This window comes from Streptomyces enissocaesilis, assembly GCF_039533765.1.
GTDB classification, from domain to species: domain Bacteria; phylum Actinomycetota; class Actinomycetes; order Streptomycetales; family Streptomycetaceae; genus Streptomyces; species Streptomyces enissocaesilis.
Genome location: NZ_BAAAUD010000038.1, coordinates 64,095 through 88,113, shown reverse-complemented (window position 1 = coordinate 88,113; position 24,019 = coordinate 64,095). Strand labels below are relative to the sequence as shown.

Annotated in this window: 23 protein-coding genes and 2 tRNA genes; 6 read left to right on the top strand and 19 right to left on the bottom strand. The window is 72.0% G+C overall.

Translation table 11 applies throughout. The features are described from left to right. Window positions 1–117: 117 nt before the first annotated feature. From yajC to pgsA, 11 genes are all read right to left on the bottom strand, one after another. Window positions 118–621 carry a preprotein translocase subunit YajC gene (gene yajC, locus ABD374_RS18320; protein ID WP_344496497.1) on the bottom strand — a complete coding sequence of 168 codons (504 nt, stop codon included), beginning with the start codon at window positions 619–621 and terminating at the stop codon, window positions 118–120. A gap of 165 nt (window positions 622–786) precedes the next feature. Next, on the bottom strand, window positions 787–1,866 hold the full coding sequence (gene ruvB / locus ABD374_RS18315) for a Holliday junction branch migration DNA helicase RuvB (protein WP_344496495.1): 1,080 nt from the start codon (window positions 1,864–1,866) through the stop codon (window positions 787–789). Window positions 1,867–1,882: 16 nt separating this feature from the next. Then, entirely contained in the window at window positions 1,883–2,512 is a 630-nt protein-coding gene (ruvA, locus tag ABD374_RS18310) for a Holliday junction branch migration protein RuvA (RefSeq protein WP_344496494.1), read from the bottom strand. Further along, the gene (gene ruvC, locus ABD374_RS18305) at window positions 2,509–3,054 is read right to left on the bottom strand and encodes a crossover junction endodeoxyribonuclease RuvC (RefSeq protein WP_344496492.1); all 546 of its coding nucleotides are present in this window, start codon (window positions 3,052–3,054) and stop codon (window positions 2,509–2,511) included. The genes ruvA and ruvC overlap by 4 nt, the downstream gene beginning before the upstream one ends. Window positions 3,055–3,211: 157 nt before the next feature. After that, window positions 3,212–3,964 carry a YebC/PmpR family DNA-binding transcriptional regulator gene (locus tag ABD374_RS18300; protein WP_344496491.1) on the bottom strand — a complete coding sequence of 251 codons (753 nt, stop codon included), beginning with the start codon at window positions 3,962–3,964 and terminating at the stop codon, window positions 3,212–3,214. Window positions 3,965–4,026: 62 nt separating this feature from the next. Beyond that, the gene (gene pdxT, locus ABD374_RS18295) at window positions 4,027–4,617 is read right to left on the bottom strand and encodes a pyridoxal 5'-phosphate synthase glutaminase subunit PdxT (RefSeq protein WP_344496489.1); all 591 of its coding nucleotides are present in this window, start codon (window positions 4,615–4,617) and stop codon (window positions 4,027–4,029) included. Window positions 4,618–4,625: 8 nt separating this feature from the next. Further along, complete coding sequence (gene pdxS / locus ABD374_RS18290) at window positions 4,626–5,474, bottom strand: pyridoxal 5'-phosphate synthase lyase subunit PdxS (protein ID WP_425577264.1); 849 nt, start codon at window positions 5,472–5,474, stop codon at window positions 4,626–4,628. A gap of 159 nt (window positions 5,475–5,633) precedes the next feature. After that, window positions 5,634–6,182: a hypothetical protein gene (locus tag ABD374_RS18285; RefSeq protein WP_344496485.1), complete on the bottom strand. Its 549-nt coding sequence runs from the start codon at window positions 6,180–6,182 to the stop codon at window positions 5,634–5,636. A 73-nt stretch (window positions 6,183–6,255) separates the two neighbouring features. Next, entirely contained in the window at window positions 6,256–7,416 is a 1,161-nt protein-coding gene (locus tag ABD374_RS18280; RefSeq protein WP_344496483.1) for a glycosyltransferase family 4 protein, read from the bottom strand. Next, entirely contained in the window at window positions 7,413–8,324 is a 912-nt protein-coding gene (locus ABD374_RS18275) for a phosphatidylinositol mannoside acyltransferase (protein ID WP_344496481.1), read from the bottom strand. The genes ABD374_RS18280 and ABD374_RS18275 overlap by 4 nt, the downstream gene beginning before the upstream one ends. Further along, a complete protein-coding gene (pgsA, locus tag ABD374_RS18270) occupies window positions 8,321–8,983 on the bottom strand; it encodes a phosphatidylinositol phosphate synthase (RefSeq protein WP_344496479.1) in 663 nt (220 codons plus the stop codon). Before pgsA ends, ABD374_RS18275 begins: the two co-directional genes overlap by 4 nt. A 269-nt stretch (window positions 8,984–9,252) precedes the next feature. Between pgsA and ABD374_RS18265 the strand changes: the two genes are divergently transcribed. Together ABD374_RS18265 and ABD374_RS18260 are read left to right on the top strand one after the other, a co-directional pair. Then, window positions 9,253–11,463, top strand: a complete 2,211-nt coding sequence (locus ABD374_RS18265; protein WP_344496477.1) for an elongation factor G-like protein EF-G2 — start codon at window positions 9,253–9,255, stop codon at window positions 11,461–11,463. A gap of 160 nt (window positions 11,464–11,623) precedes the next feature. Next, window positions 11,624–13,291, top strand: coding sequence for a hypothetical protein (locus ABD374_RS18260; RefSeq protein WP_344496550.1), 1,668 nt, complete (start codon window positions 11,624–11,626; stop codon window positions 13,289–13,291). A gap of 34 nt (window positions 13,292–13,325) precedes the next feature. On the opposite strand, the gene ABD374_RS18255 is transcribed toward ABD374_RS18260, so the two are convergent. Further along, window positions 13,326–13,886: an HIT family protein gene (locus ABD374_RS18255; RefSeq protein WP_344496475.1), complete on the bottom strand. Its 561-nt coding sequence runs from the start codon at window positions 13,884–13,886 to the stop codon at window positions 13,326–13,328. A 66-nt stretch (window positions 13,887–13,952) separates the two neighbouring features. Here ABD374_RS18255 and ABD374_RS18250 point away from each other — a divergent pair, with 66 nt between their 5' ends. Beyond that, on the top strand, window positions 13,953–14,630 hold the full coding sequence (locus tag ABD374_RS18250) for a potassium channel family protein (RefSeq protein ID WP_344496473.1): 678 nt from the start codon (window positions 13,953–13,955) through the stop codon (window positions 14,628–14,630). Between the two features lie 43 nt (window positions 14,631–14,673). On the opposite strand, the gene thrS is transcribed toward ABD374_RS18250, so the two are convergent. The 3 genes from thrS to ABD374_RS18235 all read right to left on the bottom strand — a co-directional run bounded on the left by thrS (window position 14,674) and on the right by ABD374_RS18235 (window position 18,550). Continuing rightward, on the bottom strand, window positions 14,674–16,650 hold the full coding sequence (thrS, locus tag ABD374_RS18245) for a threonine--tRNA ligase (RefSeq protein WP_344496471.1): 1,977 nt from the start codon (window positions 16,648–16,650) through the stop codon (window positions 14,674–14,676). Between the two features lie 89 nt (window positions 16,651–16,739). Next, window positions 16,740–17,984 (bottom strand): hypothetical protein, encoded by a 1,245-nt coding sequence (locus tag ABD374_RS18240; RefSeq protein WP_344496469.1) that lies wholly within the window; start codon window positions 17,982–17,984, stop codon window positions 16,740–16,742. Further along, window positions 17,984–18,550, bottom strand: coding sequence for a DUF4365 domain-containing protein (locus tag ABD374_RS18235; protein WP_344496467.1), 567 nt, complete (start codon window positions 18,548–18,550; stop codon window positions 17,984–17,986). Before ABD374_RS18235 ends, ABD374_RS18240 begins: the two co-directional genes overlap by 1 nt. A 188-nt stretch (window positions 18,551–18,738) precedes the next feature. Here ABD374_RS18235 and ABD374_RS18230 point away from each other — a divergent pair, with 188 nt between their 5' ends. Then, the gene (locus ABD374_RS18230) at window positions 18,739–19,467 is read left to right on the top strand and encodes a 3'-5' exonuclease (protein WP_344496465.1); all 729 of its coding nucleotides are present in this window, start codon (window positions 18,739–18,741) and stop codon (window positions 19,465–19,467) included. 62 nt (window positions 19,468–19,529) lie between these two features. On the opposite strand, the gene ABD374_RS18225 is transcribed toward ABD374_RS18230, so the two are convergent. Both ABD374_RS18225 and ABD374_RS18220 read right to left on the bottom strand, forming a co-directional pair. Further along, window positions 19,530–19,601, bottom strand: a tRNA-Val gene (locus ABD374_RS18225). 39 nt (window positions 19,602–19,640) lie between these two features. Then, window positions 19,641–20,084 (bottom strand): SRPBCC family protein, encoded by a 444-nt coding sequence (locus tag ABD374_RS18220; protein WP_344496463.1) that lies wholly within the window; start codon window positions 20,082–20,084, stop codon window positions 19,641–19,643. 93 nt (window positions 20,085–20,177) lie between these two features. Here ABD374_RS18220 and ABD374_RS18215 point away from each other — a divergent pair, with 93 nt between their 5' ends. Beyond that, the gene (locus ABD374_RS18215) at window positions 20,178–22,646 is read left to right on the top strand and encodes an SCO7613 C-terminal domain-containing membrane protein (RefSeq protein WP_344496461.1); all 2,469 of its coding nucleotides are present in this window, start codon (window positions 20,178–20,180) and stop codon (window positions 22,644–22,646) included. A gap of 95 nt (window positions 22,647–22,741) precedes the next feature. Here ABD374_RS18215 and ABD374_RS18210 read toward each other — a convergent pair. Together ABD374_RS18210 and ABD374_RS18205 are read right to left on the bottom strand one after the other, a co-directional pair. Continuing rightward, window positions 22,742–22,813, bottom strand: a tRNA-Val gene (locus ABD374_RS18210). Between the two features lie 68 nt (window positions 22,814–22,881). Continuing rightward, window positions 22,882–23,337 carry a TIGR02611 family protein gene (locus ABD374_RS18205; protein WP_344496459.1) on the bottom strand — a complete coding sequence of 152 codons (456 nt, stop codon included), beginning with the start codon at window positions 23,335–23,337 and terminating at the stop codon, window positions 22,882–22,884. A 190-nt stretch (window positions 23,338–23,527) separates the two neighbouring features. On the opposite strand from ABD374_RS18205, the gene ABD374_RS18200 reads away from it, so the two are divergent. Beyond that, complete coding sequence (locus ABD374_RS18200) at window positions 23,528–23,941, top strand: SsgA family sporulation/cell division regulator (RefSeq protein ID WP_003987206.1); 414 nt, start codon at window positions 23,528–23,530, stop codon at window positions 23,939–23,941. Window positions 23,942–24,019 lie beyond the last annotated feature (78 nt).

Below are 24,019 nucleotides of genomic sequence, written 5' to 3'. Positions count from 1 at the left end.
CCCGCGCCGGGTGAGCGCCGAGGCGGCCACGAAGTATGTGGGGCCCAGCCCCGCGGAAGTCGACACGATCCGGGGACCGGGGTACGCCGGTGGGCGCGCCGCGGTCCCCCTACGTGACTACTTCGCGTCGCCCTCGCCGTCGGTCTTCCTGTCCTTCGCCTCGTCGCCGGCCTCGTCGGCCTTGCCCGCCGCGTCGGCCTTGCCCGCCGCGTCGGCCTCGTCCGCCTCGGGCTTCTTGCCGAGGTCGATGCGGGCGACGTCGCCGGCGTCCGGGTCCGTGGACCCGGTCAGCGAGGAGGCGTCGTCCGGGACGACCGGCGTGTCGAGCGCGAGGTCACCGTCGCCGTGGACGATGCGGTTGTACTCCTCGTCCTCGAGAACGGCACCGACGGCGTTCTTGGCGTAGAGGGCGTGCACGCCGGGAGCGACCTCGAGGAGGACCGTGTCGTCGTGAACTTCCTTGACGGTGGCGTACATGCCCCCGATCGTCCGGACGCCGGTGCCGGGCTGCATGTCGTCGCGCATCTGCGCAGCCGCCTGCTGCTTCTTCTTGGCGGACCGGGTCATCAGGAACATGGCCCCGATGAGCACGATGAAGGGGAGGAGGGTCACGATATTCACGGGACGGAAATTCCTTCGCACGACCGCGCCGGGGAGCGGCCTGATCTACGGGGGTGGGCGCGCCGACCCGGAAGGGCGGCATCGGCGGAGTCTAAGCGAGTCCGCATCAATGGAACAACGCCCAGCATCGCACCGTGGTTCCTGACCGGGCCACCGTCCGCGCCGTCACGCCCTGAACAGGCCCGGTTGTCCGCTTCCGCCCTGACCCTGTTGCGGCGGCACGAGTCCGAGGTGCGCCCAGGCGGCGGGGGTGGCCACCCGGCCCCTCGGCGTACGGGCCAGCAGGCCCTCCCGCACGAGGAAGGGTTCGGCGACCTCTTCGACCGTTTCGCGCTCCTCCCCCACGGCCACCGCCAGGGTGGACAGTCCCACGGGGCCGCCGCCGAAGAGCTTGAGCAGCGCGCCGAGGACGGCACGGTCGAGGCGGTCGAGGCCGCGGGCGTCGACCTCGTACACCTTGAGGGCCGCGGCGGCGATGTCACGGTTGATGACACCGTCGGCCTTGACCTGCGCGTAGTCACGGACGCGGCGCAGCAGCCGGTTGGCGATGCGGGGCGTGCCGCGGGAACGTCCGGCGATCTCCGCGGCGCCCTCGACGTCGATCTCGAGGTCGAGGAGGCGGGCGGAGCGGTGGATGACCCGCTCCAGCTCGGCCGGTTCGTAGAACTCCATGTGCCCGGTGAAGCCGAAGCGGTCGCGCAGCGGGGGCGGCAGCAGGCCGGCCCTGGTGGTGGCGCCGACGAGGGTGAAGGGCGGCAGTTCGAGGGGGATGGCGGTGGCGCCGGGGCCCTTTCCTACGATGACGTCGACGCGGAAGTCCTCCATCGCCATGTAGAGCATCTCCTCGGCCGGCCGGGACATCCGGTGGATCTCGTCGAGGAAGAGGACCTCGCCCTCCTGGAGGGAGGAGAGGATCGCGGCGAGGTCGCCGGCGTGCTGGATGGCGGGGCCCGAGGTGATGCGGATCGGGGCGTTCATCTCGGCCGCGATGATCATCGAGAGGGTGGTCTTGCCGAGTCCGGGGGCGCCGGAGAGCAGCACGTGGTCGGCGGTGGCGCCGCGCGCGCGGGCCGCCTTCAGGACCAGGTCGAGCTGTTCGCGGACCTTCTCCTGGCCCACGAACTCGTCGAGGTCCTTGGGGCGCAGCGCGGCCTCGACGGCCTGGTCCTCGCCGTCGGCGCCGGAGCCGACCAGCCGCTGGTCGGCTCCGGTGTCGGTGTCGGGTCCGGTCTCGTCCCAGTTCATGTACGGATCTCTCGAATCAGCGGGCACGGTTGAGGGTCTGGAGCGCGGCGCGCAGCAGCTGCGGCACCGGCGGCCGGCCGCCTTCGGCAAGGGCGGCCTCGGCCTGCGGCGCGACCGCCGCGACCGCTTCCCCGGCCTCCCGGGGCGCGTACCCGAGACCGATGAGCGCGTTCTGGAGCTGCTCGCTCCACGGGGCGGGTCCCGAAGCGACGCGCTGGGCGCCCACGGAAGCGCCGGTTCCGAGCGGCTCGCCGAGACGGTCCTTGAGCTCCAGGAGCAGCTTCTGCGCGCCCTTCTTGCCGATGCCCGGAACGGCGGTGAGCGCCTTCTCGTCACCCGTCGCGACCGCCAGGCGCAGCGCGTCCGGCGCGTGCACGGCGAGCATGGCCTGGGCGAGCCGGGGGCCGACGCCGCTGGCGGTCTGGAGCAGCTCGAAGACCTGCCGTTCGTCGTCGTCGGCGAAGCCGTAGAGGGTCAGTGAGTCCTCCCGGACGACCAGGGAGGTCGCGAGCTTCGCCTCCTGGCCGATACGGAGGGCGGACAGCGTGTTGGGCGTGCACTGCACGGCCATGCCGATACCGCCGACCTCGACGACCGCGGTGGTCGGGGCGAGTGCGGCGACCGGGCCGCTGACGAACGCGATCATCGCGTGACCTTCCGTACGGGGATGCGGGGCGTGCGGGCCGCGGCGTGCGCCTGCTGGAGGCGGTTGAGCGCGGGAGCGCGCCAGATGTGGCAGATGGCGAGCGCGAGGGCGTCGGCGGCGTCGGCGGGCCTGGGCGGGGCGTCCAGCCGCAGCAGCCGGGTCACCATCGCGCCGACCTGGGCCTTCTCCGCCCGGCCGCTTCCGGTGACCGCCGCTTTGACCTCACTCGGCGTGTGCAGGGCGACGGGCAGTCCGCGGCGGGCCGCGCAGAGCATCGCGACCGCGCTGGCCTGGGCGGTGCCCATGACCGTACGGACGTTGTGCTGGCTGAAGACCCGCTCCACGGCGACGTACTCGGGCCGGTAGGTGTCGAGCCACTCCTCGATGCCGCGCTCGATGGCGACCAGACGCTCCCCCAGCTCCGCGTCCGACGGCGTACGCACGACACCGACCCCGAGCATCTTCAGGGGGCGGCCCGCGACGCCTTCGACCACGCCGACGCCGCACCGGGTCAGCCCCGGGTCCACGCCCAGTACCCGCATCGTGCCCCTCCCCTCACCTTTTCGGCCGTCTGTTCCTGTGTTCCTGCCTGGTCAGCACAGTAGCGGCTGGGTCCGACAACGCACGGACGGGCCGCCGGGAGTGTGTCCCGTCGGCCCGTCCGTGCGTGCAGGGCACTGTCGCCGTGCTGATCAGTCCTCAGGCGTCGACCTTCTCCATGACCTCGTCCGAGACGTCGAAGTTGGCGAAGACGTTCTGCACGTCGTCGCTGTCCTCCAGCGCGTCGATCAGCTTGAAGATCTTCCGCGCGCCCTCCTCGTCGAGCTCGACCTGCATGGTCGGGACGAAGTTGGCGTCCGCCGAGTCGTAGTCGATGCCGGCGTCCTGGAGCGCGGTACGGACCGCGACCAGGTCGGTGGCCTCGCTCAGGACCTCGAAGGAGTCACCGAGGTCGTTGACCTCCTCGGCGCCCGCGTCGAGCACCGCGCCGAGCACGTCGTCCTCGGACAGCTCGCCCTTGGGGACGACCACGACGCCCTTGCGGTGGAAGAGGTACGAGACGGAGCCCGGGTCGGCCATCGAGCCGCCGTTGCGGGTCATGGCGACCCTCACGTCGGAGGCGGCACGGTTGCGGTTGTCGGTGAGGCACTCGATGAGCACCGCGACACCGTTGGGGCCGTAACCCTCGTACATGATGGTCTCGTAGTCGACGCCGCCCGCCTCGAGACCGCCACCGCGCTTGACCGCGGAGTCGATGTTCTTGTTGGGGACGGAGCTCTTCTTCGCCTTCTGGATGGCGTCGAAGAGGGTCGGGTTGCCGTCGATGTCGGCGCCACCGGTGCGCGCCGCGACCTCGATGTTCTTGATCAGCTTCGCGAAGAGCTTGCCGCGCTTGGCATCGATCACGGCCTTCTTGTGCTTCGTCGTAGCCCATTTAGAGTGGCCGGACATCCGCCTGTCTCCTTCGCGTCACCAATACTGCTGCGTTCGGCAGAGATCCTACCGGGGTCCGGTCAGCGTACGGCGCGCACCATCTCGGTGAAGAGCTGATGCATCCGGTGGTCACCCGTCAGTTCGGGGTGGAAGGACGTGGCGAGGGCATTGCCCTGGCGTACGGCGACGATGTGGCCGTCGTGCTCGGCGAGCACCTCGACCTGGGCACCGACCGACTCGACCCACGGCGCGCGGATGAAGACTCCCTCGACGGGGCCGTCCTCTATGCCTTCGACCTCGACCCCCGCCTCGAACGACTCGTTCTGCCGTCCGAAGGCGTTGCGGCGCACGATCATGTCGATGCCGCCGAACGTCTCCTGGCCCGAGCGCGGGTCCAGGATCTTGTCGGCGAGCATGATCAGGCCGGCGCACGTGCCGTAGACCGGCATGCCGTCCTTGATGCGCTCGCGCAGCGGCTCCCGCATGCCGAAGAGGGTGGCCAGCTTGGACATGGTGGTGGACTCGCCACCGGGGATGACCAGGCCGTCGACCTCGGCGAGCTCCTCGGGGCGCCGGACCGGCCTGGCCGTGGCGTCGGCCACGGCCAGGGCGACCAGGTGCTCCCGTACGTCGCCCTGGAGAGCCAGGACTCCGATCACAGGATTGCTCATGACCGGCACTACCAGCCGCGGTTGGCGTAGCGCTCGGACTCGGGGAGGGTGTCGCAGTTGATGCCGACCATGGCCTCGCCCAGGTTGCGGGACGCGTCCGCGATGATCTTCGGGTCGTCGTAGAAGGTGGTGGCCTTCACGATCGCGGCCGCGCGGGCGGCCGGGTCGCCGGACTTGAAGATGCCGGAGCCGACGAAGACGCCCTCGGCACCGAGCTGGCGCATCAGCGCGGCGTCGGCGGGGGTGGCGACGCCGCCCGCGGAGAACAGCACCACGGGGAGCTTGCCGAGCTCGGCGACCTCCTTGACGATCTCGTACGGGGCGCGGAGCTCCTTGGCGGCGGCGTACAGCTCGTTGTTGTCGTAGCCGCGCAGCTTCGCGATCTCGTTCTTGATCTGGCGCAGGTGACGGACGGCCTCGACGACGTTGCCGGTGCCGGCCTCGCCCTTGGAGCGGATCATGGCCGCGCCCTCGGCGATACGGCGCAGGGCCTCGCCCAGGTTGGTGGCGCCGCAGACGAAGGGGGTGGTGAACGCCCACTTGTCGGAGTGGTTGACCTCGTCGGCCGGGGTCAGGACCTCGGACTCGTCGATGTAGTCGACGCCGAGGGACTGGAGGACCTGGGCCTCGACGAAGTGGCCGATGCGGGACTTCGCCATGACCGGGATCGACACGGCCTCGATGATCTCTTCGATCATGTTGGGGTCGGACATCCGGGCCACGCCGCCGTCCTTGCGGATGTCGGCGGGCACGCGCTCCAGCGCCATGACGGCCACCGCGCCCGCGTCCTCGGCGATCTTCGCCTGCTCGGCGTTGACGACGTCCATGATCACGCCGCCCTTGAGCTGCTCCGCCATGCCGCGCTTCACGCGTGCGGTGCCGGTCTCGGGGGCCTGGAAGTTGCTGGTGCTGGACACGGATGGACCTCACTCGGAGAAAGAAGGTTCTTGCTGTCTCCGAGAGAACATGGTCCGAGCAGTCCACTGCAAGGGCCAATGTGCAGCCGGTGGATCGTTTTACTGACTGCCGGGGCGGTCGGCCAGGGCCACGGGGGGCTCGTCGTCCATCTCGAACGCCAGCGGGAACGGCGCGTGGCCGGCCAGCCGGAACCAGCGGACCGTGCGGTGGCGGCGCAGGGCGCGGGCCGCGCGTACGGAGTCGTTGTGGAAGCGCCGGGCCATCGGGACGCGGCGTACGGCCGCCGCCAGCTCCCACGCGGCGTCCTCGCCGCCGGGCGCCTCCTTCACGGCGTCGACCTGCGCCGTCTCACCGAAGACCGCCCGCAGCGCCTGGCTGAGCTCGCTCTCCGCGACCTCCCGGTGGTCCTCCTCGGCCTGGCGGGCGGCGTGCGCGGCCTGGTAGAGCACGATCGAGGCGGCGGGATCGAGCACACCGGAGGTCGCCAGTTCCTGGGCGACCGAGGCGCGGCGCAGCAGCTGGGCGTCGAGCGCGGCGCGGGAAGCGTCGATGCGGGCGTGCAGGCGGTCCAGCCGGCCCGCGGTCCAGCTGAGGTACAGCCCGACGGCGACGAGGGCTACGACGATCCAGATGAGGGTTGCGGTCACGGGCGGCAAGGTTACCGGGGCGGCGCCGGGAGCGGGCCGCTCCGGGAGCGGCGCCCTGAGCCGCTCCCCCGGATCAGTCCCGGGCCAGGCCGAACCGGGCCCGCAGCCCCGTTCGCTCGTCGGTGTCCACCGACGCGGCCCCGTCCGTCACCGTCTCGTACACCGACAGGATGTCCGCGGCCACCGTCGACCAGTCGAAGCGCCGTACGTGCGCCGATCCCCGCAGCCGCAGCTCGTCCAGCCGCTCCGGGTCCCCCAGCAGCCGCACCGCCGCCGAGGCCAGCGCGTCCGCGTCCTCGTTGGCGAAGAGCTCGCCCGCCGCCCCCTGGTCCAGTACCTGCGCGAACGCGTCCAGGTCGCTCGCCAGCACCGCCGCGCCCGCCGACATCGCCTCGACCAGGATGATGCCGAAGCTCTCGCCGCCGGTGTTCGGGGCGACGTACAGGTCGACGCTCCGCAGCAGCCGCGCCTTGTCCTCGTCGCTCACCATGCCGAGGAACTCGACGCGGCCCCGCATCTCCGCCGGGAGGGACGCCACCGCCTCCTCCTCGTCACCGCGCCCCGCGACCAGCAGCCGGGTGCCCGGGCGCTCGGCCAGGATCCTGGGGAGGGCGCGCATCAGGACGGGCAGTCCCTTGCGCGGCTCGTCGATGCGCCCGATGAAGCCGATGGTCTGCCCCTGCCACTCGGCCTTCGCGTCGGCCTTCGCGAAGAAGTCGACGTCGACGCCGTTGGGGATGACGACCGCGTCCCCGCCGAGGTGCTCGACCAGCGTGCGCCGCGCGTACTCGCTCACCGCGATACGGGCGCTGATCTTCTCCAGCGCGGGCTGCAGGATCGGGTACGCCGCGATCATCGCCCGCGACTTCGGGTTGGAGGTGTGGAAGGTGGCGACGATCGGTCCCTGCGCCGCCCAGCACGTGAGCAGACCCAGCGAGGGCGCGGTCGGCTCGTGGATGTGGATCACGTCGAAGGTGCCGTCGTGCAGCCAGCGCCGCACCCGTGCGGCGGAGAGGAACCCGAAGTTGAGGCGGGCGACCGAGCCGTTGTACGGGACGGGGACGGCCCGGCCCGCGGACACGACGTACGGCGGCAGTGGCGTCTCGTCGTCGGCGGGCGCCAGGACGGACACCTCGTGCCCGAGCCGGATCAGGTGCTCGGCCAGGTCCCGGATGTGGAACTGGACGCCGCCCGGCACGTCCCACGAGTACGGGCAGACGATGCCGATCCTCACGAGGGCCCCCGACGCGGCTCGAGGTCGTCGAGCCACAACCGCTGCAGCATGTGCCAGTCCTCCGGGTGCTCGGCGATGCCGGTGGCGAAGGCGTCCGCCACCGCCTGCGTCATGACGGACGTCTTCTCGGCCCGCGTGCCCGTCCGCGGTACGTCGACGGGCGCGTGGATGCGGCCCCGCATCACCGGCGAGTCGTCGTACCAGAGGGTCGCCGGCAGCAGCAGCGCCCCGGTCTGCTGCGCCAGCATCGCGGGCCCTCCGGGCATGCGCGCCGTCTCGCCGAAGAACTTCACCTCGGTGCCGGACGCCGACAGGTCGCGGTCGGCGACCAGGCAGACGAGGCCGCCGGCCCGCAGCCGCCGCGCCAGCGTCCCGAAGGCGCTGCCGCCCGTGTGCGGCAGGACCTCCATCCCGAGGCCCTCCCGGTACGCGACGAAGCGGTCGTACAGCGACTCGGGCTTGAGCCGCTCCGCGACGGTGGTGAAGGGGATGCCCAGTCCGGTGGTGGCCCAGGCGCCCGCGAGATCCCAGTTGGCCAGGTGCGGGAGCGCCAGTACGACGCCCCGCCCCGAGGCGAGGGTGTCCGTCAGGATGTGGATGTCCTTGATCTCGACACCGGCCTTCACCCGCTCCGCGCTCCACGCGGGCAGCCGGAAGGACTCCATCCAGTAGCGCATGTACGAGCGCATGCCGGCCCTGGACAGCTCGGCGAGGCGCTCGGGGCCCGCGTCCGGTACCACCCGGGCGAGATTGGACTCCAGCCGCAACACGCTCGGGCCGCGCCGCTTCCACACCGTGTCGGCGATCGTGCGCCCGAGGGCGACGGACACCGGCTCGGGCAGTTTCTTCACACCGGCCCAGCCGAGGCCGTACAGCGTGTCCGTCAGCCGTTCCCCGACACCGCTCACGAGGTGGCCTCGCTGCCCGGAGCGGCCGACGCGTCGGCCTCCGCCGACTCCCGGCGTACGGTGACGACCCGCTGTCCGAGCGTCACCAGGCTGCCCGCCGCCACGACCCACAGGGCGATCGGCAGCAGTACGCCGATGCCCGGCACCCCGAAGTCGTGCAGTCCGGCGAGCCCCGCGGCGACGAGCGTGATGACGAGCCGCTCGGCCCGCTCCACCAGGCCGTTCACCGCCACCGGCAGGCCGATCGACTCGCCGCGCGCCTTGGTGTACGAGACGACCTGGCCACTGGCGAGGCAGAAGATGGCGACGGCGCACAGCGCGTTGTCGTCGCCGGTGCCCGCGTACCAGAGCGCGATCCCGCCGAAGATCGCCGAGTCGGCGACCCGGTCGAGCGTCGAGTCCAGGAAGGCGCCCCAGCGGCTCGACACCCCGGCCTGCCGGGCCATGTTGCCGTCGACGAGGTCGGAGAAGACGAAGAGGGTGATGACGATCGTGCCCCAGAAGAACTCTCCCCGGGGGAAGAAGGCCAACGCACCCGCCATCACTCCGGCCGTACCGACGAGGGTCACCGCGTCCGGGCTCACCCCTCGACGGAGCAGAAACGCGGCGAACGGTGTGAGGACACGCGTAAAGAATGCACGCGCGTACTTGTTCAGCATGGCCTTCCCGGGGGTCGGTGGCCGGTCCAGCCCCTGTGGCCACCGGCTGGCCCATCGTAGCGACGCCGGAGCCGCGACACCGCCGGGGCACCGGCGAGCCACCGGCGGGGCCCCGGTGCCCCGGGGGCCGGGGCGTCACGTGTGGACGGGACGTGGCCGGAGTGGAAAGCTCGAATGACCGCGGGCGTCATCGGTGTCGCCTCGCCACTGCGGCTCCCACATGTCCGCGCCCCCTCTCCTCACCGTGCTCGGAACAGGGAGGCAAAATCATGGGCGACAAGACACACGCGCACCACCCCGGAGCCGCCGGCGGGGCGACGGCGGCCGACCGGCCCTCGTCCGTACGCAACGTCGTGCTGGTCGGCCACAGCGGAACGGGAAAGACCACCCTGGCCGAGGCCCTCGCGCAGACAGCGGGAGCGGTCAACAGGGCGGGCCGCGTCGAGGACGGCACGACCGTCTCCGACCACGACGAGATCGAACACCGGCAGCAACGCTCGGTGCAGCTGTCGCTGCTCCCCGTCGAATGGGGCGGCGTGAAGATCAACCTGATCGACACCCCCGGATACGCCGACTTCGTCGGGGAGCTCAGGGCCGGTCTGCGGGCGGCGGACGCGGCCCTCTTCGTCGTCTCGGGGTCGGACGGCGTGGACGGCTCGACCCGGATGGTGTGGGAGGAGTGCGCCGCGGTCGGCATGCCGCGGGCGATCGTCTTCACCCACCTCGACGCGGCCAGATCCGACTTCGACGAGATGACCCGGCTCTGCGCGCAGACCTTCGGGGGCGAGGACCCCGACGCCGTACTGCCGCTGTACCTGCCGTTGTACGGGCACCGGGGACCCGACGGACACGCCCCGGTCGAGGGGCTCGTCGGCCTGCTGTCGCAGCGGATCTTCGACTACTCCTCCGGCGAGCGCGAGGAGACGCCGCCGGACGGCGAGCAGGCCCCCCGGATCGAGGCGGCCCGCGGCCGGCTGATCGAGGGGATCATCGCCGAGAGCGAGGACGAGACCCTCATGGACCGCTATCTCGGCGGTGAGGAGATCGACCACGAGACACTCGTCGGCGACCTGGAACGGGCCGTCGCGCGGGGCACCTTCCACCCCGTGCTCGCCGCCGCGCCGGCCGCCGACGGGGCACGCCAGGGCATCGGCACCGTCGAGCTGCTGGAACTGATCACGGGAGGCTTCCCGTCCCCCGCCGAGCGCGAGGCGCCCGCGGTCACGACGCCCGACGGCAGGCCGCGCCCGCCGGTCACCTGCGATCCCGACGGGCCGCTGGTCGCCGAGGTCGTCAAGACGGCGTCCGACCCGTACGTCGGGCGGGTCAGCCTGGTGCGGGTCTTCTCCGGCACCCTGCGGCCCGACGAGACGGTGCACGTGTCGGGGCACGGCCTCACGGACCGGGGCCACGAGGGCCCGGACCTTCACGAGGCGGACGAACGGATCGGCGCGCTGTCCTCCCCGTTCGGCAAGCACCAGCGCCCCCTGAACCGCTGCATCGCGGGCGACATCGCCAGCGTCGCCAAGCTGATGCGCGCGGAGACCGGGGACACCCTGTCCTCGAAGGACGATCCGCTGCTGATGGAGCCGTGGACCATGCCCGACCCGCTGCTGCCGCTCGCCGTGCGGGCGCACAGCAAGACGGACGAGGACAAGCTCTCCCAGGGGCTCGCGCGGCTGGTCGCCGAGGATCCGACGACGCGTCTGGAGCAGAACCAGGACACCCGCCAGCTGGTGCTGTGGTGCCTGGGCGAGGCCCACCGCGACGTGGCGCTGGAGCGCCTGCGCAGCCGGTACGGAGTGCGGGTGGACGCCGTGCCCCACAAGGTGTCGCTGCGCGAGACGTTCGGCGCCGGGGCGGCCGGCCGCGGCCGTCATGTGAAGCAGTCCGGCGGCCACGGGCAGTACGCGATCTGCGAGATCGAGGTGGAGCCGCTGCCGCCGGGCAGCGGGATCGAGTTCGTCGACAAGGTCGTGGGCGGCGCGGTGCCGCGCCAGTTCGTCCCGTCCGTCGAGAAGGGGGTACGCGCCCAGGCGGGGCGCGGTGTCGCCGCGGGCTACCCACTCGTGGACATACGCGTGACGCTGCTCGACGGAAAGGCGCACTCGGTGGACTCCTCCGACGCGGCGTTCCAGACGGCGGGCGCGCTGGCGCTGCGCGAGGCCGCGGCCGACGTGAAGATCCACCTGCTGGAGCCGGTCGCCGAGGTGCTGGTGCTGGTGCCCGACCACTACGTCGGGCCGGTCATGAGCGACCTGTCGGGGCGGCGGGGACGGGTGGTCGGAACCGAGCAGGAGGGGGAGGGGCGCACGCTGGTACGGGCCGAGGTTCCGGAGATCGAGATGGAGCGGTACGCCCTGGACCTGAGGTCGGTCACGCACGGCACCGGACGCTTCAGCCGCTCGTACGTCCGCCACGAGCCGATGCCGCCCCAGCTGTCGGGCAAGATACGCGAACAAGCGGAAAAGGGATCATAATCCGCAGGCCGCCCGCCCAATTGCCCTGCGGCGGGCGGCATTTCACTGTCGCATGACGGGCAGGAACATCCTGGACACGCTGGGTACGCTGGGGGCCGGCTCAGAAGGAGTGCCGGGCACGGCGGTCGAGGACAGGCCGCAGGACCGGTTGCGCGCGGCGATGGGGGCAGCAGTGGCGGATGACGGGTTCGACTTCTCACCGGGGGCACAGGTCCCGCTCCAGGGCTCCGCGGGCCAGACCGCCGCGACCCAGGCCCTCGCCTCGGCGGCGTACCGCGACAGTCCGGTGACCGAGATCCTCAAGGCCAACAACGAATGGCACAAGTCCGAGGTCAAGAAGGGCAGACTCTCCCTCTTCGAACCGAACCTGGGTGAGGCCTTCTCGCGCGCCGTGCAGGTACGCATGCTCGGCGGGGCCCGCAAGGCGCTCATCCAGTCCTTCGGCACCGAGCCGCAGACCGTCGTCGAGCACTGCCTCGCCGCGACCCGCATCCGCAAGGAGCGGGACACCAAGCTCACCGGCGTCATGGCGCTCTTCGGCCTGGTCTTCCTGCCCGGCATGCTCATCTGGCTGGGCGTCTTCCAGCTGCGCCGTACGATCGCCGGCTCCAAGGACAAGCGGGCCGGCGCCCTCGCCACCGCCGCCCTGGTCGCCTTCGGCGGGCTCGCCGTGATCGCCCTCGTCATGCTGCCCTTCGGCGGATTCTGGGCGGTCTACCTGCGGGTGATGCTCGTCGCCCCGGTCATCGGCTGGCTGTGGGCCAAGCGGATCAGCGAGTCCACGGCCAAGGACCTGCGGGCCCGCTGGGAGGGCCTGCTGTCGGGCGGCGGCGTGGGGGCGAAGATCCCCGAGGCCGTACCGCGCGACCCCAACGAGTCCGCCGCCGAGCAACTGCGCCAGTCCCTCGTCAAGCTCACCGCCGAGCAGCACAGCAACTCGGTCTTCTACGCGGGCCCCAAGGGGATACTGGGCATGGGGACCCGCTGGGGCAGCTGGCAGCTCGCCGAAGAGCTCGTCCCGCGGGACCCCGGCAAGGAGATCCACGGATTCCGCAGCTGGGACGTCGTACGCGCCATCCACGACCAGCTCCGCATGCTGGAGCGCGGCCCGCTCCACACCGGCGGCTTCCCGACCCCCTCCGTGCGCCACTGGATCGTCGCGCCGATCGGCGAGAACGCGGACGAGGTGTCCAGGCCCGGCGGCGAGAGCGTGGACGCCTTCCAGATCAAGGGCCACGAAATACAGCGGATCTGCAACGAGCAGCAGTTCGGCGCCGGGAACCGGCACTACCTGGGTGTGCAGTTCACCCTCTGGGACGGCCAGCTGGTCATCACCATGCTGATCACCGTCACCGTGCTGCACGAGACGCTGCGCATCGAGGTCACGGGCCACGCCCTGGGCCCGGTCCACTCGCTCTTCACCACCAAGCCCAAGCCCAAGACGGTGACGGTCAGCAAGACGGTCAGGTTCTGGGAGACCGTCGACAAGCACCAGCCGCTCGTCGACGCCGACGAAGTGGTACGCCTGGCCGTCCGCGCCCCCCTCACCTGGTTCCCGTCGCTCCTCGACTTCTTCGGCGGCAAGATCGCGCTCCCCGAGCCCTTCGGGCTGCGGCACGCCTGGGCCGAGAAGCCCTGGCGGCACCGCTTCATGGCCGACGACGCGATGCGCGCGGCCACGCCCGTACTGCGCGTGGTCCACGCCGCGGCCATCCGCGTGCTCGACGACCACGGCGTGGACACCGACCGCTTCAGCAACCGCTCCCTGATCCTCAGCGGCCTGGTCCAGGACCCGGCGCCGAGGAAGGCCGACGTCTACGACGCGTAACGTACGACGCGCAAGGCTCGGGGGCGCCCGGGGGTCAGGCGGCGGGCCAGGCGCCGGCCAGCAGCGTGCGGGTGTCCCCCAACAGCTGCGGCAGTACCTTCGTGTGCCCGACGACCGGCATGAAGTTCGTGTCGCCGCCCCAGCGCGGCACCACGTGCTGGTGCAGGTGCGCCGCGATGCCGGCCCCGGCGACCGCGCCCTGGTTCATCCCGATGTTGAAGCCCTGCGCCCCGGAGGCCGTGCGCAGCGCCGACATGGCCTGCTTGGTGAGCAGGGCGAGTTCGGCGGTCTCGGCGTCGTCCAGGTCCGTGTAGTCGGCGACGTGCCGGAACGGGACGACCATCAGGTGTCCGCCCGTGTAGGGGTACAGGTTGAGCACCGCGTACACGTGCTCACCGCGCGCGACGACCAGCCCGTCCTCGTCGGACTTCGCCGGGATCGAGCAGAACGGGCAGCCGTCCTCGGCCCCCGGACCGGTCGGCTTGTTCTCCCCCTGGATGTACGCCATCCGGTGAGGCGTCCACAGGCGCTGGAACGCGTCCGGCGTCCCGACTCCGATCTGCTGCTCCGGCTCAATCGTCATGGAGTGCAGCATATGACTTGGTGCCCGCCGGACGTGTCGTCGGGGCAAGCCCGGTGGCCTTCCGGCCATGCTGGGGCGATGCACGCCGATCAGGACGGTCCGGTACGGCGCTGGGAGCGGCGCAGCGAGATCCCGCTCTTCGCCGCCTCCCTGCTCTTCCTCGCCGTGTACGCGGTCCGGGTGCTGGTCCACGGCCTGCCCGCGGGCTGGCGGAACGCGTGTCTGGTGGTGATCGTGGTCCTGTGGAGCCTGTTCGCCGCCGACTACCTGGTGCGGTGGCGGCTGACGGGACGGTGGCTGGGTTTCGTCCGTACGCACTGGCTGGACACCCTCGTCCTGCTGATGCCGCTGCTGCGCCCGCTGCGCATGGTGCGGGTCTACACGGCAATGCAGAGCAGGCGCGACCAGCCGCGGCTGAGCCTGCACGCGCGCGTGATCACGTACGCGGGTCTGACCTCGGTGCTGCTGGGCTTCGCCGGCGCGCTCGCCGTCTACCAGCAGGAACACGCGGCTCCCGGCGCCACGATCCGTACCTTCGGAGACGCCGTGTGGTGGGTCTGCTCGACGCTGACGACGGTCGGGTACGGCGATGTGGCGCCGGTGACCTGGGGCGGGCGGACCATCGCGGTCGGCCTGATGGCGGGCGGCCTGGCACTGCTCGGGGCGGTGACGGGCTCGTTCTCGTCCTGGCTGGTCCAGGCGTTCCGCCGGGAGGACGAGAACGACGAGGACGCAGCAGGGCCCGCGGCGGGTTAGTGCCCGCCGCGGGCCCTCGGACCCCGCTCGCGCGGGGAACGCATCACACCTGCACGCGCCGCTCCACCACGTCGGCGAGCTTCGCCAGCGCCTGGTCGCGCGGGATGCCGTTCTCCTGCGACCCGTCGCGGTAGCGGAACGACACCGTGCCCGCGCTCATGTCCTCGTCGCCGACGATGATCATGAACGGGACCTTCTGCTTCTGCTGGTTCCTGATCTTCTTCTGCATACGGTCCGAGGAGGCGTCCACCTCGACCCGCAGGCCCTTCTTCCTGGCCTCGGCGGCGAATTCCTGAAGGTACGGAATGTGCGCGTCGCCGATCGGGATGCCGACCGCCTGCACCGGAGCCAGCCACGCCGGGAACGCGCCCGCGTAGTGCTCCAGGAGCACCGCGAAGAAGCGCTCGATGGAGCCGAACAGGGCACGGTGGATCATCACCGGGCGCTGCTTGCCGCCGTCGGGGCCGGTGTACTCCAGGTTGAAGCGCTCGGGCAGGTTGAAGTCGAGCTGCACGGTCGACATCTGCCAGGTGCGGCCGATGGCGTCCTTGCACTGGACGGAGATCTTCGGACCGTAGAAGGCGGCGCCGCCCGGGTCCGGGACCAGCGGCAGGCCCTGCTTCTCGGCGACCTGGCGCAGGGTCTCGGTGGCCTCTTCCCAGATCTCGTCCGAGCCGACGAACTTCTCCGGGTCCTTGGTGGACAGCTCCAGGTAGAAGTCGGTCAGGCCGTAGTCGCGCAGCAGGCCGAGGACGAAGGTGAGCGTACGGTCGAGCTCCTCCGCCATCTGCTCCTTGGTGCAGTAGATGTGCGCGTCGTCCTGGGTGAAGCCGCGGGCGCGGGTCAGGCCGTGCACCACGCCGGACTTCTCGTACCGGTACACGGTCCCGAACTCGAAGAGGCGCAGCGGCAGTTCACGGTAGGACCGGCCCCGCGCGTCGAAGATCAGGTTGTGCATCGGGCAGTTCATGGGCTTGAGGTAGTAGTCCGTGCCCTCGTCGAGCTGCATGGGCGGGTACATGCCGTCGGCGTACCAGTCCAGGTGGCCCGAGGTCTCGAAGAGCTTCCCCTTGGTCGCGTGCGGGGTGTAGACGAACTCGTACCCCTCCTCCTCGTGCCGGCGGCGCGAGTAGTCCTCCATGACCCGGCGGATGATGCCGCCCTTGGGGTGGAAGACCGCGAGGCCGGAGCCGATCTGCTCCGGGATCGAGAAGAGGTCCAGCTCGGAGCCGAGCTTGCGGTGGTCGCGCTTCTCGGCCTCGGCGAGGAACTCCAGGTGCGCCTTCAGCTCGTCCTTCGACGGCCACGCGGTGCCGTAGATGCGCTGGAGCATCGGGTTCTTCTCGCTGCCGCGCCAGTAGGCGGCGGCGTTGCGCATGAGCTTGAAGGCGGGGATGTTCCGGGTGGTCGGCAGGTGCGGACCCCGGCAGAGGTCCTTCCAGCACAGGTCGCCGGTCTTGGCGTCCAGGTTGTCGTAGATGGTCAGCTCGCCGCCGCCCACCTCGACGTTCGCACCGTCGTCGGTCGACGCGGAGCCCTTGATGCCGATGAGTTCCAGCTTGTACGGCTCGTCCGCCAGCTCCTCGCGCGCGGCCTCGTCGGTGACGACGCGGCGCGAGAAGCGCTGCCCGCGCTTCTGGATCTCCTGCATCTTCTTCTCGATGGCCTTGAGGTCCTCGGGGGTGAACGGCCGCTCGACGTCGAAGTCGTAGTAGAAGCCGTCCTTGACCGGCGGACCGATGCCGAGCTTCGCCTCGGGGAACAGCTCCTGCACGGCCTGCGCCATGACGTGCGCGGTGGAGTGGCGCAGGATGTTCAGGCCGTCCTCGGAGGAGATCTCGACCGGCTCGACCTCCTCGCCGTCCGCGACGACGTACGCCAGGTCCTTCAGCTCGCCGCCCACGCGCGCGGCGACGACGGTGCGCTCGCCGGGGAAGAGCTCGGCCGCCGTGGTGCCCGTGGTCACCACGCGCTCTTCCCGCTCGGAATCGCGTTGGATGAACACACGGACGTCCGACACCGGTCACTCCTGTCTGAGGGGGTCGCGCGTAAGTTGTTGCGCACGTAGTAACTAACTGTACCGAGCCGGACGGCCCCCTCGCGAAACGGTTAATCCCCGCCGCACGCCTCCTCGAAAAAGTCCAGGTTCTCCTGGAGCGACTTCATCAGCCGGTCCCGTTCCGCGTCGTCCACCTGCACGGGCACCACGCCGTTCGCCCCGGTGAGCCGCCGGAAGCCGCCCCGGCTCTCCAGCTGCCCGTGGACCCTGATCGGCAGCCCGACCAGGTGGGCGTGGCCCGCGATCCGGTACGCCTCCTCGTCGAGCACCATCCGTACGTGCGGCACCTCCGCGCCCGCCAGGACGCGCAGCCGCACCGTGCCGGCCCCGCGCGGCCCCGGCCGTCGCATCCGTACCACCGCGCCCGTGATCCGTACCCTCACGGAGGGCTCGTCGAGCAGGTAGCGCGCGCCCGCCGCGCGCAGCGCCGGCAGGTCGCCCGGCGAGAACTCCACCGCTTCGGGGCGGGCCGCGCACCCTGCGGGCACCCCGGCGGCGGGTGACCACTCCAGGGCTATGCGCGCGCCCTCCGAGCCGTGGACCAGCGCGATCACGGCGTCCGTGAGTTCGCGGCTCACACCGGCCTCGACCGCCGTGTCGAAGGCGTCCATGCCGCCGGTCGCCCGCTGGTAGTCGACGGCCTCGCGGGCGGCGTGCAGGGCGTGGTGCAGCCGTACGGCGACACCGCGCCCCGCCGCCACCGGTACGAACGCGGTGAGGGCGCGCCCGCCCGGCGCGGGTCCCACCAGGACGCCCTCCAGGGACGCCCGCGCCTGTCGCCGGTGCCGCGCGCCGTAGTACCCGGCGCGCCCGCGCGCGGCCAGCGCCGCGGCGAGCAGCGTCTGGCGCGCGGCCGAGCGCAGCCGTTCCTGCGCGGTCCACGGGACGGCCCCCGAGGGGCCTTCCGGTACGTCGCGCCACCAGCGGATCTCGTCGCTGGGGACGGTGAGGGAGACCAGCACCTCGCGGGCGGAGGGCGCGGCGCAGCGGACGAGCGCGGTCAGCGCCTCGCCGAGCAGGTCGTCGCTGTCGGGGAAGGCCCGGCTCTCGGGCACGAGCAGGCTCGTCCCGCCGCCGGACGGCCCGGGCGGCGTCCAGCGGGCGTAGCGGCCCGCCGCTCCCCCGCGCCGCCGCCAGCCGTGCCGGGCGAGCAGCACACCGAGCACGGCGGGGTCGACGTGGGCGGGATCGGGGCCCGCTCCGGCGTCCCAGATGCCGGGGCCCGTGGCGAAGCCGCTGTCGGACTCCGTGCCCGGGTGCGGTCGCAGGGGTTCGTCGATCGGCCGGTGGTGCATCAGGGTCTCCCTCCCACCCCGACCCGGGTCATGATCTCGCAGAGTGCTCGGTCGTCGAATATCCGCGAGGTCGGGATCCGCACAGTGGTCCTGCGCCTGCCCGTCACCGGGTGTCCGGCCAGGTTGGTCCAGTAGCAGCAGTGCCGCAGGTCGAGGCCGTCGTGGCCGGCGCGCAGCCAGTCGTCCCGGGTCCGCGGTACGAGCATCACGACGAGGATCTTGTGCACCGACACCGGGGTGCGGGCGAGCTTCTCCAGATGGGCGTTGTCGAGCGTGAAGGAGAAGGCTCCCCCCGCCGGGTGCGGCGGGATCTGGTAGGTGCATTTGAGCTGGACCTTGACGGTGACTTCGTCATCGACGGTGTGCCCGGGAGCGCTGTGGCTCACGTGCCAGTCGATGCCGTTGTCCGGAAACGGTTGCGAGAGAGAACATCCCGCGGCCGCCGCGACCGCGTGCAGATAGCCCACCTGAAGAGTCTCCATGCAGGCGGTGGTGGCGAGTCCGCCGCGCAGCGGTGCGATCCGCTCGGGCAGCAGCCCGCCCGGTTCGGGCTGCGTGAGCGCCATGGCTGACGGTGCCTCCCGGGCTGTGCCGATCAGTTTCCCCGTGACGGCCCGTGGACTTCACGCTCCGTCACTTGTGTTGTCTCCGCTGCGCATCCCCCTCAAACGGCGTACCGGACAAACGACCCGGGTATCACCGCTTCGGGCAGGGGACGCGCGCCATCTGCCAAGGGAGCAAGAGGAGTTCGGACATGACGTGCTGGTACGAAGGACCCCTGGCCGCTTTCGACACCGAGACGACGGGGGTGGATGTCGAGGAGGACCGCATCGTCTCCGCCGCGCTGGTCGTGCAGGACGCGCCGGGCGGGCGGGTGCGGGCGACGCGCTGGCTGGTGAATCCGGGGGTCCCGGTGCCCCCGGGGGCGACGGAGATCCACGGGCTGACGGACGATCACCTGCAGCGCAACGGCCGCTGGCCCGCGCCGGTCGTGGAGGAGATAGCCAGAGGGCTCGCCGAGCAGAGCATCGCCCGCCGGCCGCTGGTGGTGATGAACGCGCCTTTCGACCTGACCCTGCTGGACCGCGAGCTGAGGCGCCACCGGGCGTCGTCGCTGGGGCGCTACCTGGACAGCCGTCCGCTGTGCGTGCTGGATCCGCGCGTACTGGACAAGCACCTGGACCGCTACCGCAAGGGCCGCCGTACGCTCACCGATCTGTGTGCGCAGTACGAGGTGGAGCTGGACGGCGCTCATGACGCGGTCGCCGACGCGACGGCCTCGCTGGAGGTCGTACGCACCCTGGGCCGCCGTTTCGCCTCGCGCCTGGAGCGGCTCTCGCCGGCCGAACTGCACACCCTCCAGGCGGTGTGGCACGCGGCGCAGGCACGCGGCCTGCAGGCGTGGTTCGCGCGCAACGGCTCGGAGGAAGAGGTGAATCCGGCGTGGCCGCTGCGCCCCGAGGTGCCGGCGGCGGCCGCCTGAGCGGGCGGTGTGAGGCGCTATGGAAAAAGCCGGTCCGTCTGTGACGGACCGGCCTTCCCGGGTGGGCGATACTGGTTTCGAACCAGTGACCTCTTCGGTGTGAACGAAGCGCTCTCCCACTGAGCTAATCGCCCGGGAACGCACTGAACCATACAGGCCCCCGGGGGGTCGGTTCAAACCGCGAGGGCGGCCGAGAGCCCGCGCCGCCCGCCCCGCATCATCAGCGCGTGGTTGGCGATGAGGACGGGCCGTCCGGGTACGGCGAACCGGCGCATCAGCGCCTTGCGCACCTCCACTTCCTGCTCGTAGAGGACGCGCGCGCCGCCGCCGCGCGGCTGTACGGTCCAGCGCGCCCAGCCTTCGAGGTCTCCGGTCATGGCCATCTCCAGGACGCCGGCCTCCGGGGCGCGCCGCCTCTCCTGAGCGGTGACGACCAGTTCGTACGGCAGGAAGGAACGGAACCGGGCGACGCCGGTCCGGTCGTCGAGGCGGGTGACCTGCCGCACCTGCGGCCACCACCGGGGGTACTCGTCGACCCGTTCCAGCACGCCGTAGACCCTGCTGGGCGGGGCGGGCAGATCCCAGACACTGCGAAAGCGGTAACGGCACCAGTCCATCCGCCCAGTCTGCGTGTTCCTGCACGTACTCACCGGGGATCTGAGTATCCGGACCCATGCCCCGCAGTGTGTCCCGCGCCACACTCCTCAACCATGGAGAACGCATTGCCGCCCGCGGAAGAGCTGGCGGTCCTCGACCACGAACTGGGCCTGCTCGAAGCCCGGCGGGCCCAGTTGCTGACCCGCAGGGCGTGGTTGCTCAGTGCCGTGCGGCAGGCCCCGCCCGCCGCTCCGCACGGCCCCTTCTCGCCGTACGCCGGGGCCTTCGGCGCCGGTCAGGTGCCGCGTGCGCCGCAGGACGCCTCGCCGCGCGGTGCGCAGAACGTGCTGCTGGCGCTCGGCGGTGTTCTGCTGACGGTCGCCGCGATCGCCTTCACGCTGGTGAGCTGGGGGCATCTGGGCATCGGCGGCCGCTCGGCGGTGCTGGGCGCGGTGACGGCCCTGGCGCTGGTCGCGCCGGTCCTGCTGCTGCGCCGCGGCCTCGTCTCGACCGCCGAGTCGGTGGCGGCGCTGGGGCTGGCCCTCACCGTGCTCGACGCGTACGCCCTGCACCGCGTGGCGCTGCCCGGGACGGACCCGCTCGGGTACGCCGCGATCGGTTCGGCCGCGCTGGCGGCGCTCTGGGCGGCGTACGGTCTGGGGCTCGGCCGGCTGCGGGTCCCGCTGCCCGCCGCGCTGATCACCGCTCAGTTCCCCTTCCTCCTCTGGTCATTGGCGGCCGGGCCGGGCCCGCTGTCGTTCGCCTGGGCGCTGTCGGCCACGGCCGCGCTCGATGTCGCCGTGGCCCTGTGGGGCACCGGCCGCGCGGTGCGTCCGCTCGCGTACGCCGGTGCCTGGCTGACGGGCGCGGGGGCGCTGCTCGGCGGCGGTGTCCTGTCGTTGGCGGCGGGCGGCCCGGCGGACGCGCTGCGGCCGGGCGTGCTGCTGGTGGCGGTTGCCGCCCTCGCCCTGTCCGCCGCCCGGCGCGCCCCGGCACCGCATGCCGTGGCGCCCTCGGCGGCGGCCGGCCTCGCGGCGCTGGCGGCCGGCGGCGGGGTGGCACGCCCCGCGGTGACGGACACGTGGGCGGTGCCCGTGTACGTGCTGTGCGCGGTGGCCCTGCTGGCCGTCGTACGGGCGGGCCTGCCGCGTCCCGTGACGGCCGGCCTGGCCGGTGCGTCCGGTGCGGTGCTGGCGGCGGGCGCCCTGTGGGCGCTGCCTCCGGTCGCCATCGGTCTGCTCGGCCCCGCCGCGCAGGCGGAGCGCGTCTGGTCCGGTGCCCCGGCCGGTGTCCGCGAGGCGCTCCTCTCCGGGCTCTCCCGGCCGTGGACGGCCGCGGCCCCGCTGGTCCTGCTGACCGTGGCCGCGGTCTCGGTCGCCGCCGCCGCGGCCGCGGCACGCCGGCCGGCCGCGCCCGGCCACACCTGGCGCGCCCCGGCGGCGTGCGCGGCCCTGGTCCTGGCATGGGCGGCGGCGCACACCGTCCCGGCCGTACGGGACTTCGGCTACCCCGCGGCCGTAACGCTGCACCTGTTCCTGACCGCGGGGTCCCTGGCCCTGGCGGTACGCCCGGTCCTCGCCAAGGCCGCCACGGCACCCCACGCCCTCCGCGCGCCCCTCGCGCTCACGGCGCTCGCCTGCGCCCTCGCGTCGGCGCTCTCCGTGTCGCTGCTGTCGCTGGCCGCGCAGACCGCCACGCTCACCGTGCTCGGCGTCCTGGCGGCGCTGTTCGGCGCGGCCGCCGTGACCGCCGCGCCCTCCGGGGGAGCCGTCACGCCGGCCGTCTGCGCCGCCGCGGCCGTCGTGTACGCGACGGGGCTCACCGGCGCCACCGCCGCCGCGCTCTCGCTCGCGCCCCACCAGGCCGCATGGGCGGTCCTCACCGTGCCCGCGGCCACCGCCGCGCTCGCCGCCCGGGTGCGCGGCCACGCCACCGCCCTCCCCCTGGAGGTCACGGGCGCCGCGGCGGCGCTGCTCGCGGCCGGCCTCGCCGCGGGCCACGCCCCCGCCCTCGCGTCGGTCCTGGCGCTGTGCGGGGTCATCGCCGCGGGCACGGCCGTACGGGCGGACCGGCGCCCCGTCGGGTACGCGGCCCTCGTGCTCTTCGTGCTGGCCGGCTGGGTCCGCCTCGCCGCCTCGGACGTCGCCGTGCCCGAGGCGTACACGCTGCCCGTCACCGTCGCGGCGCTCGCCGTCGGTGCGCTGCGCCGACGGCGCGACCCGCGGGCCTCGTCCTGGACGGCGTACGGCCCGGGGCTCGCCGCGACCCTCCTGCCGAGCCTGGTCGCGGCCTGGGGCGACGAGCACTGGCTGCGCCCGCTCCTTCTCGGGGCGGCGGCCCTGGCCGTGACCCTGACGGGCGCCGGGCGCCGGCTCCAGGCGCTGCTGGTGCTGGGCTCCGTCGTACTCGCCCTGGACGCGCTGCACGAGCTCGCGCCGTACGTCGCCCAGGTCGTCGGCGCACTCCCCCGCTGGCTGCCGCCGGCCCTCGCGGGCCTGCTGCTGCTGACCGTCGGGGCGACGTACGAGCAGCGTCTGCGCGACGCCCGCCGGCTGCGGGAGACCCTGGGCCGGATGCGCTGAGGCCGGGACGTCCGGAGGGCCCGTCCGGGGGCCGTCCGGGGCCGGGAAACGGCGAAGGCCCGAGAGACTTCCGTCTCTCGGGCCTTCGGTCCGGGTGGGCGATACTGGGTTCGAACCAGTGACCTCTTCGGTGTGAACGAAGCGCTCTCCCACTGAGCTAATCGCCCCGGCGCTCCGCACACATTACCCCATGTCAGCGGGGATCCCGAACCGATTGCCGGCCATCCCGCACCGGTCACTCCTCGATGTTCCACGGCATCTCGAGACCGAACTCCCGGACGTAGATCCCGACCAGCACCGCGATGATCACCAGGCCGGCCGTGGTGAGGATCATGTTCCGCCGCCGGACCCTGGGGTCGAGCGCCTTCTGCGCCGCTTCGGTGACTTTCCGTTTCGTCCAGCGCAGCACCAGCTGCGCCCACACGAACTCGGTCGCCCAGATCGCCATGCCGCCGAAGATCACCAGCCAGCCGGGCCCCGGCAGCGGCAACATGATCACGCCGGTGACCACGACCGCCAGGCCGATGACGAATACCCCGACCTGCCAGCTCAGATGCAGCGGTTTCGACGCCTTGATGAACTGCGGCGCCCGCGAACCCAGCTCCCGCTCGTCCTCGCCCGCGCCCCCCGCGGCGGGCACTGCGGCCGCCGGGTCGACGACTTCTTCCCGCTCGTTACTCTCCGCGTTCATGAGGCCCAACCTACCCGACCTGACCCCGCGACCGTAATGCTCGTATCGCATCAAGTACCTCTCGGCCGTACGAGCTATCCGAAGCGCCGCAAAAAGGTCAGAGGGGTTTACAACGGCACCGTAGGTGGCATGTCGATTTCGCCGACGTGCGAATCCCCGAGCGCACACTGAGCGAAAGGCCCTGGCGCTTATGAACACCACGGTCAGCTGCGAGCTGCACCTGCGCCTCGTAGTGTCGAGCGAGTCATCACTGCCTGTACCCGCGGGCCTGCGGTATGACACGGCCGATCCCTACGCCGTGCATGCCACCTTCCACACCGGAGCCGAGGAGACCGTCGAGTGGGTGTTCGCCCGCGATCTTCTCGCCGAGGGCCTTCACCGGCCCACCGGTACCGGCGACGTCAGAGTCTGGCCGTCCCGCAGCCACGGCCAGGGAGTCGTCTGCATCGCCCTGAGCTCCCCGGAAGGAGAAGCCCTGCTCGAAGCCCCGGCGCGGGCCCTGGAGTCGTTCCTGAAGCGGACGGACGCCGCGGTACCACCGGGCACCGAGCACCGTCACTTCGATCTCGACACGGAACTCTCACACATCCTGGCGGAGAACTGAGCCAGGCCGAGAGCCGCTCGACGCCGTCCGACTCGGGGCGACGGCGCGGGGCGGACAACCGCATACAGCACACGTCGG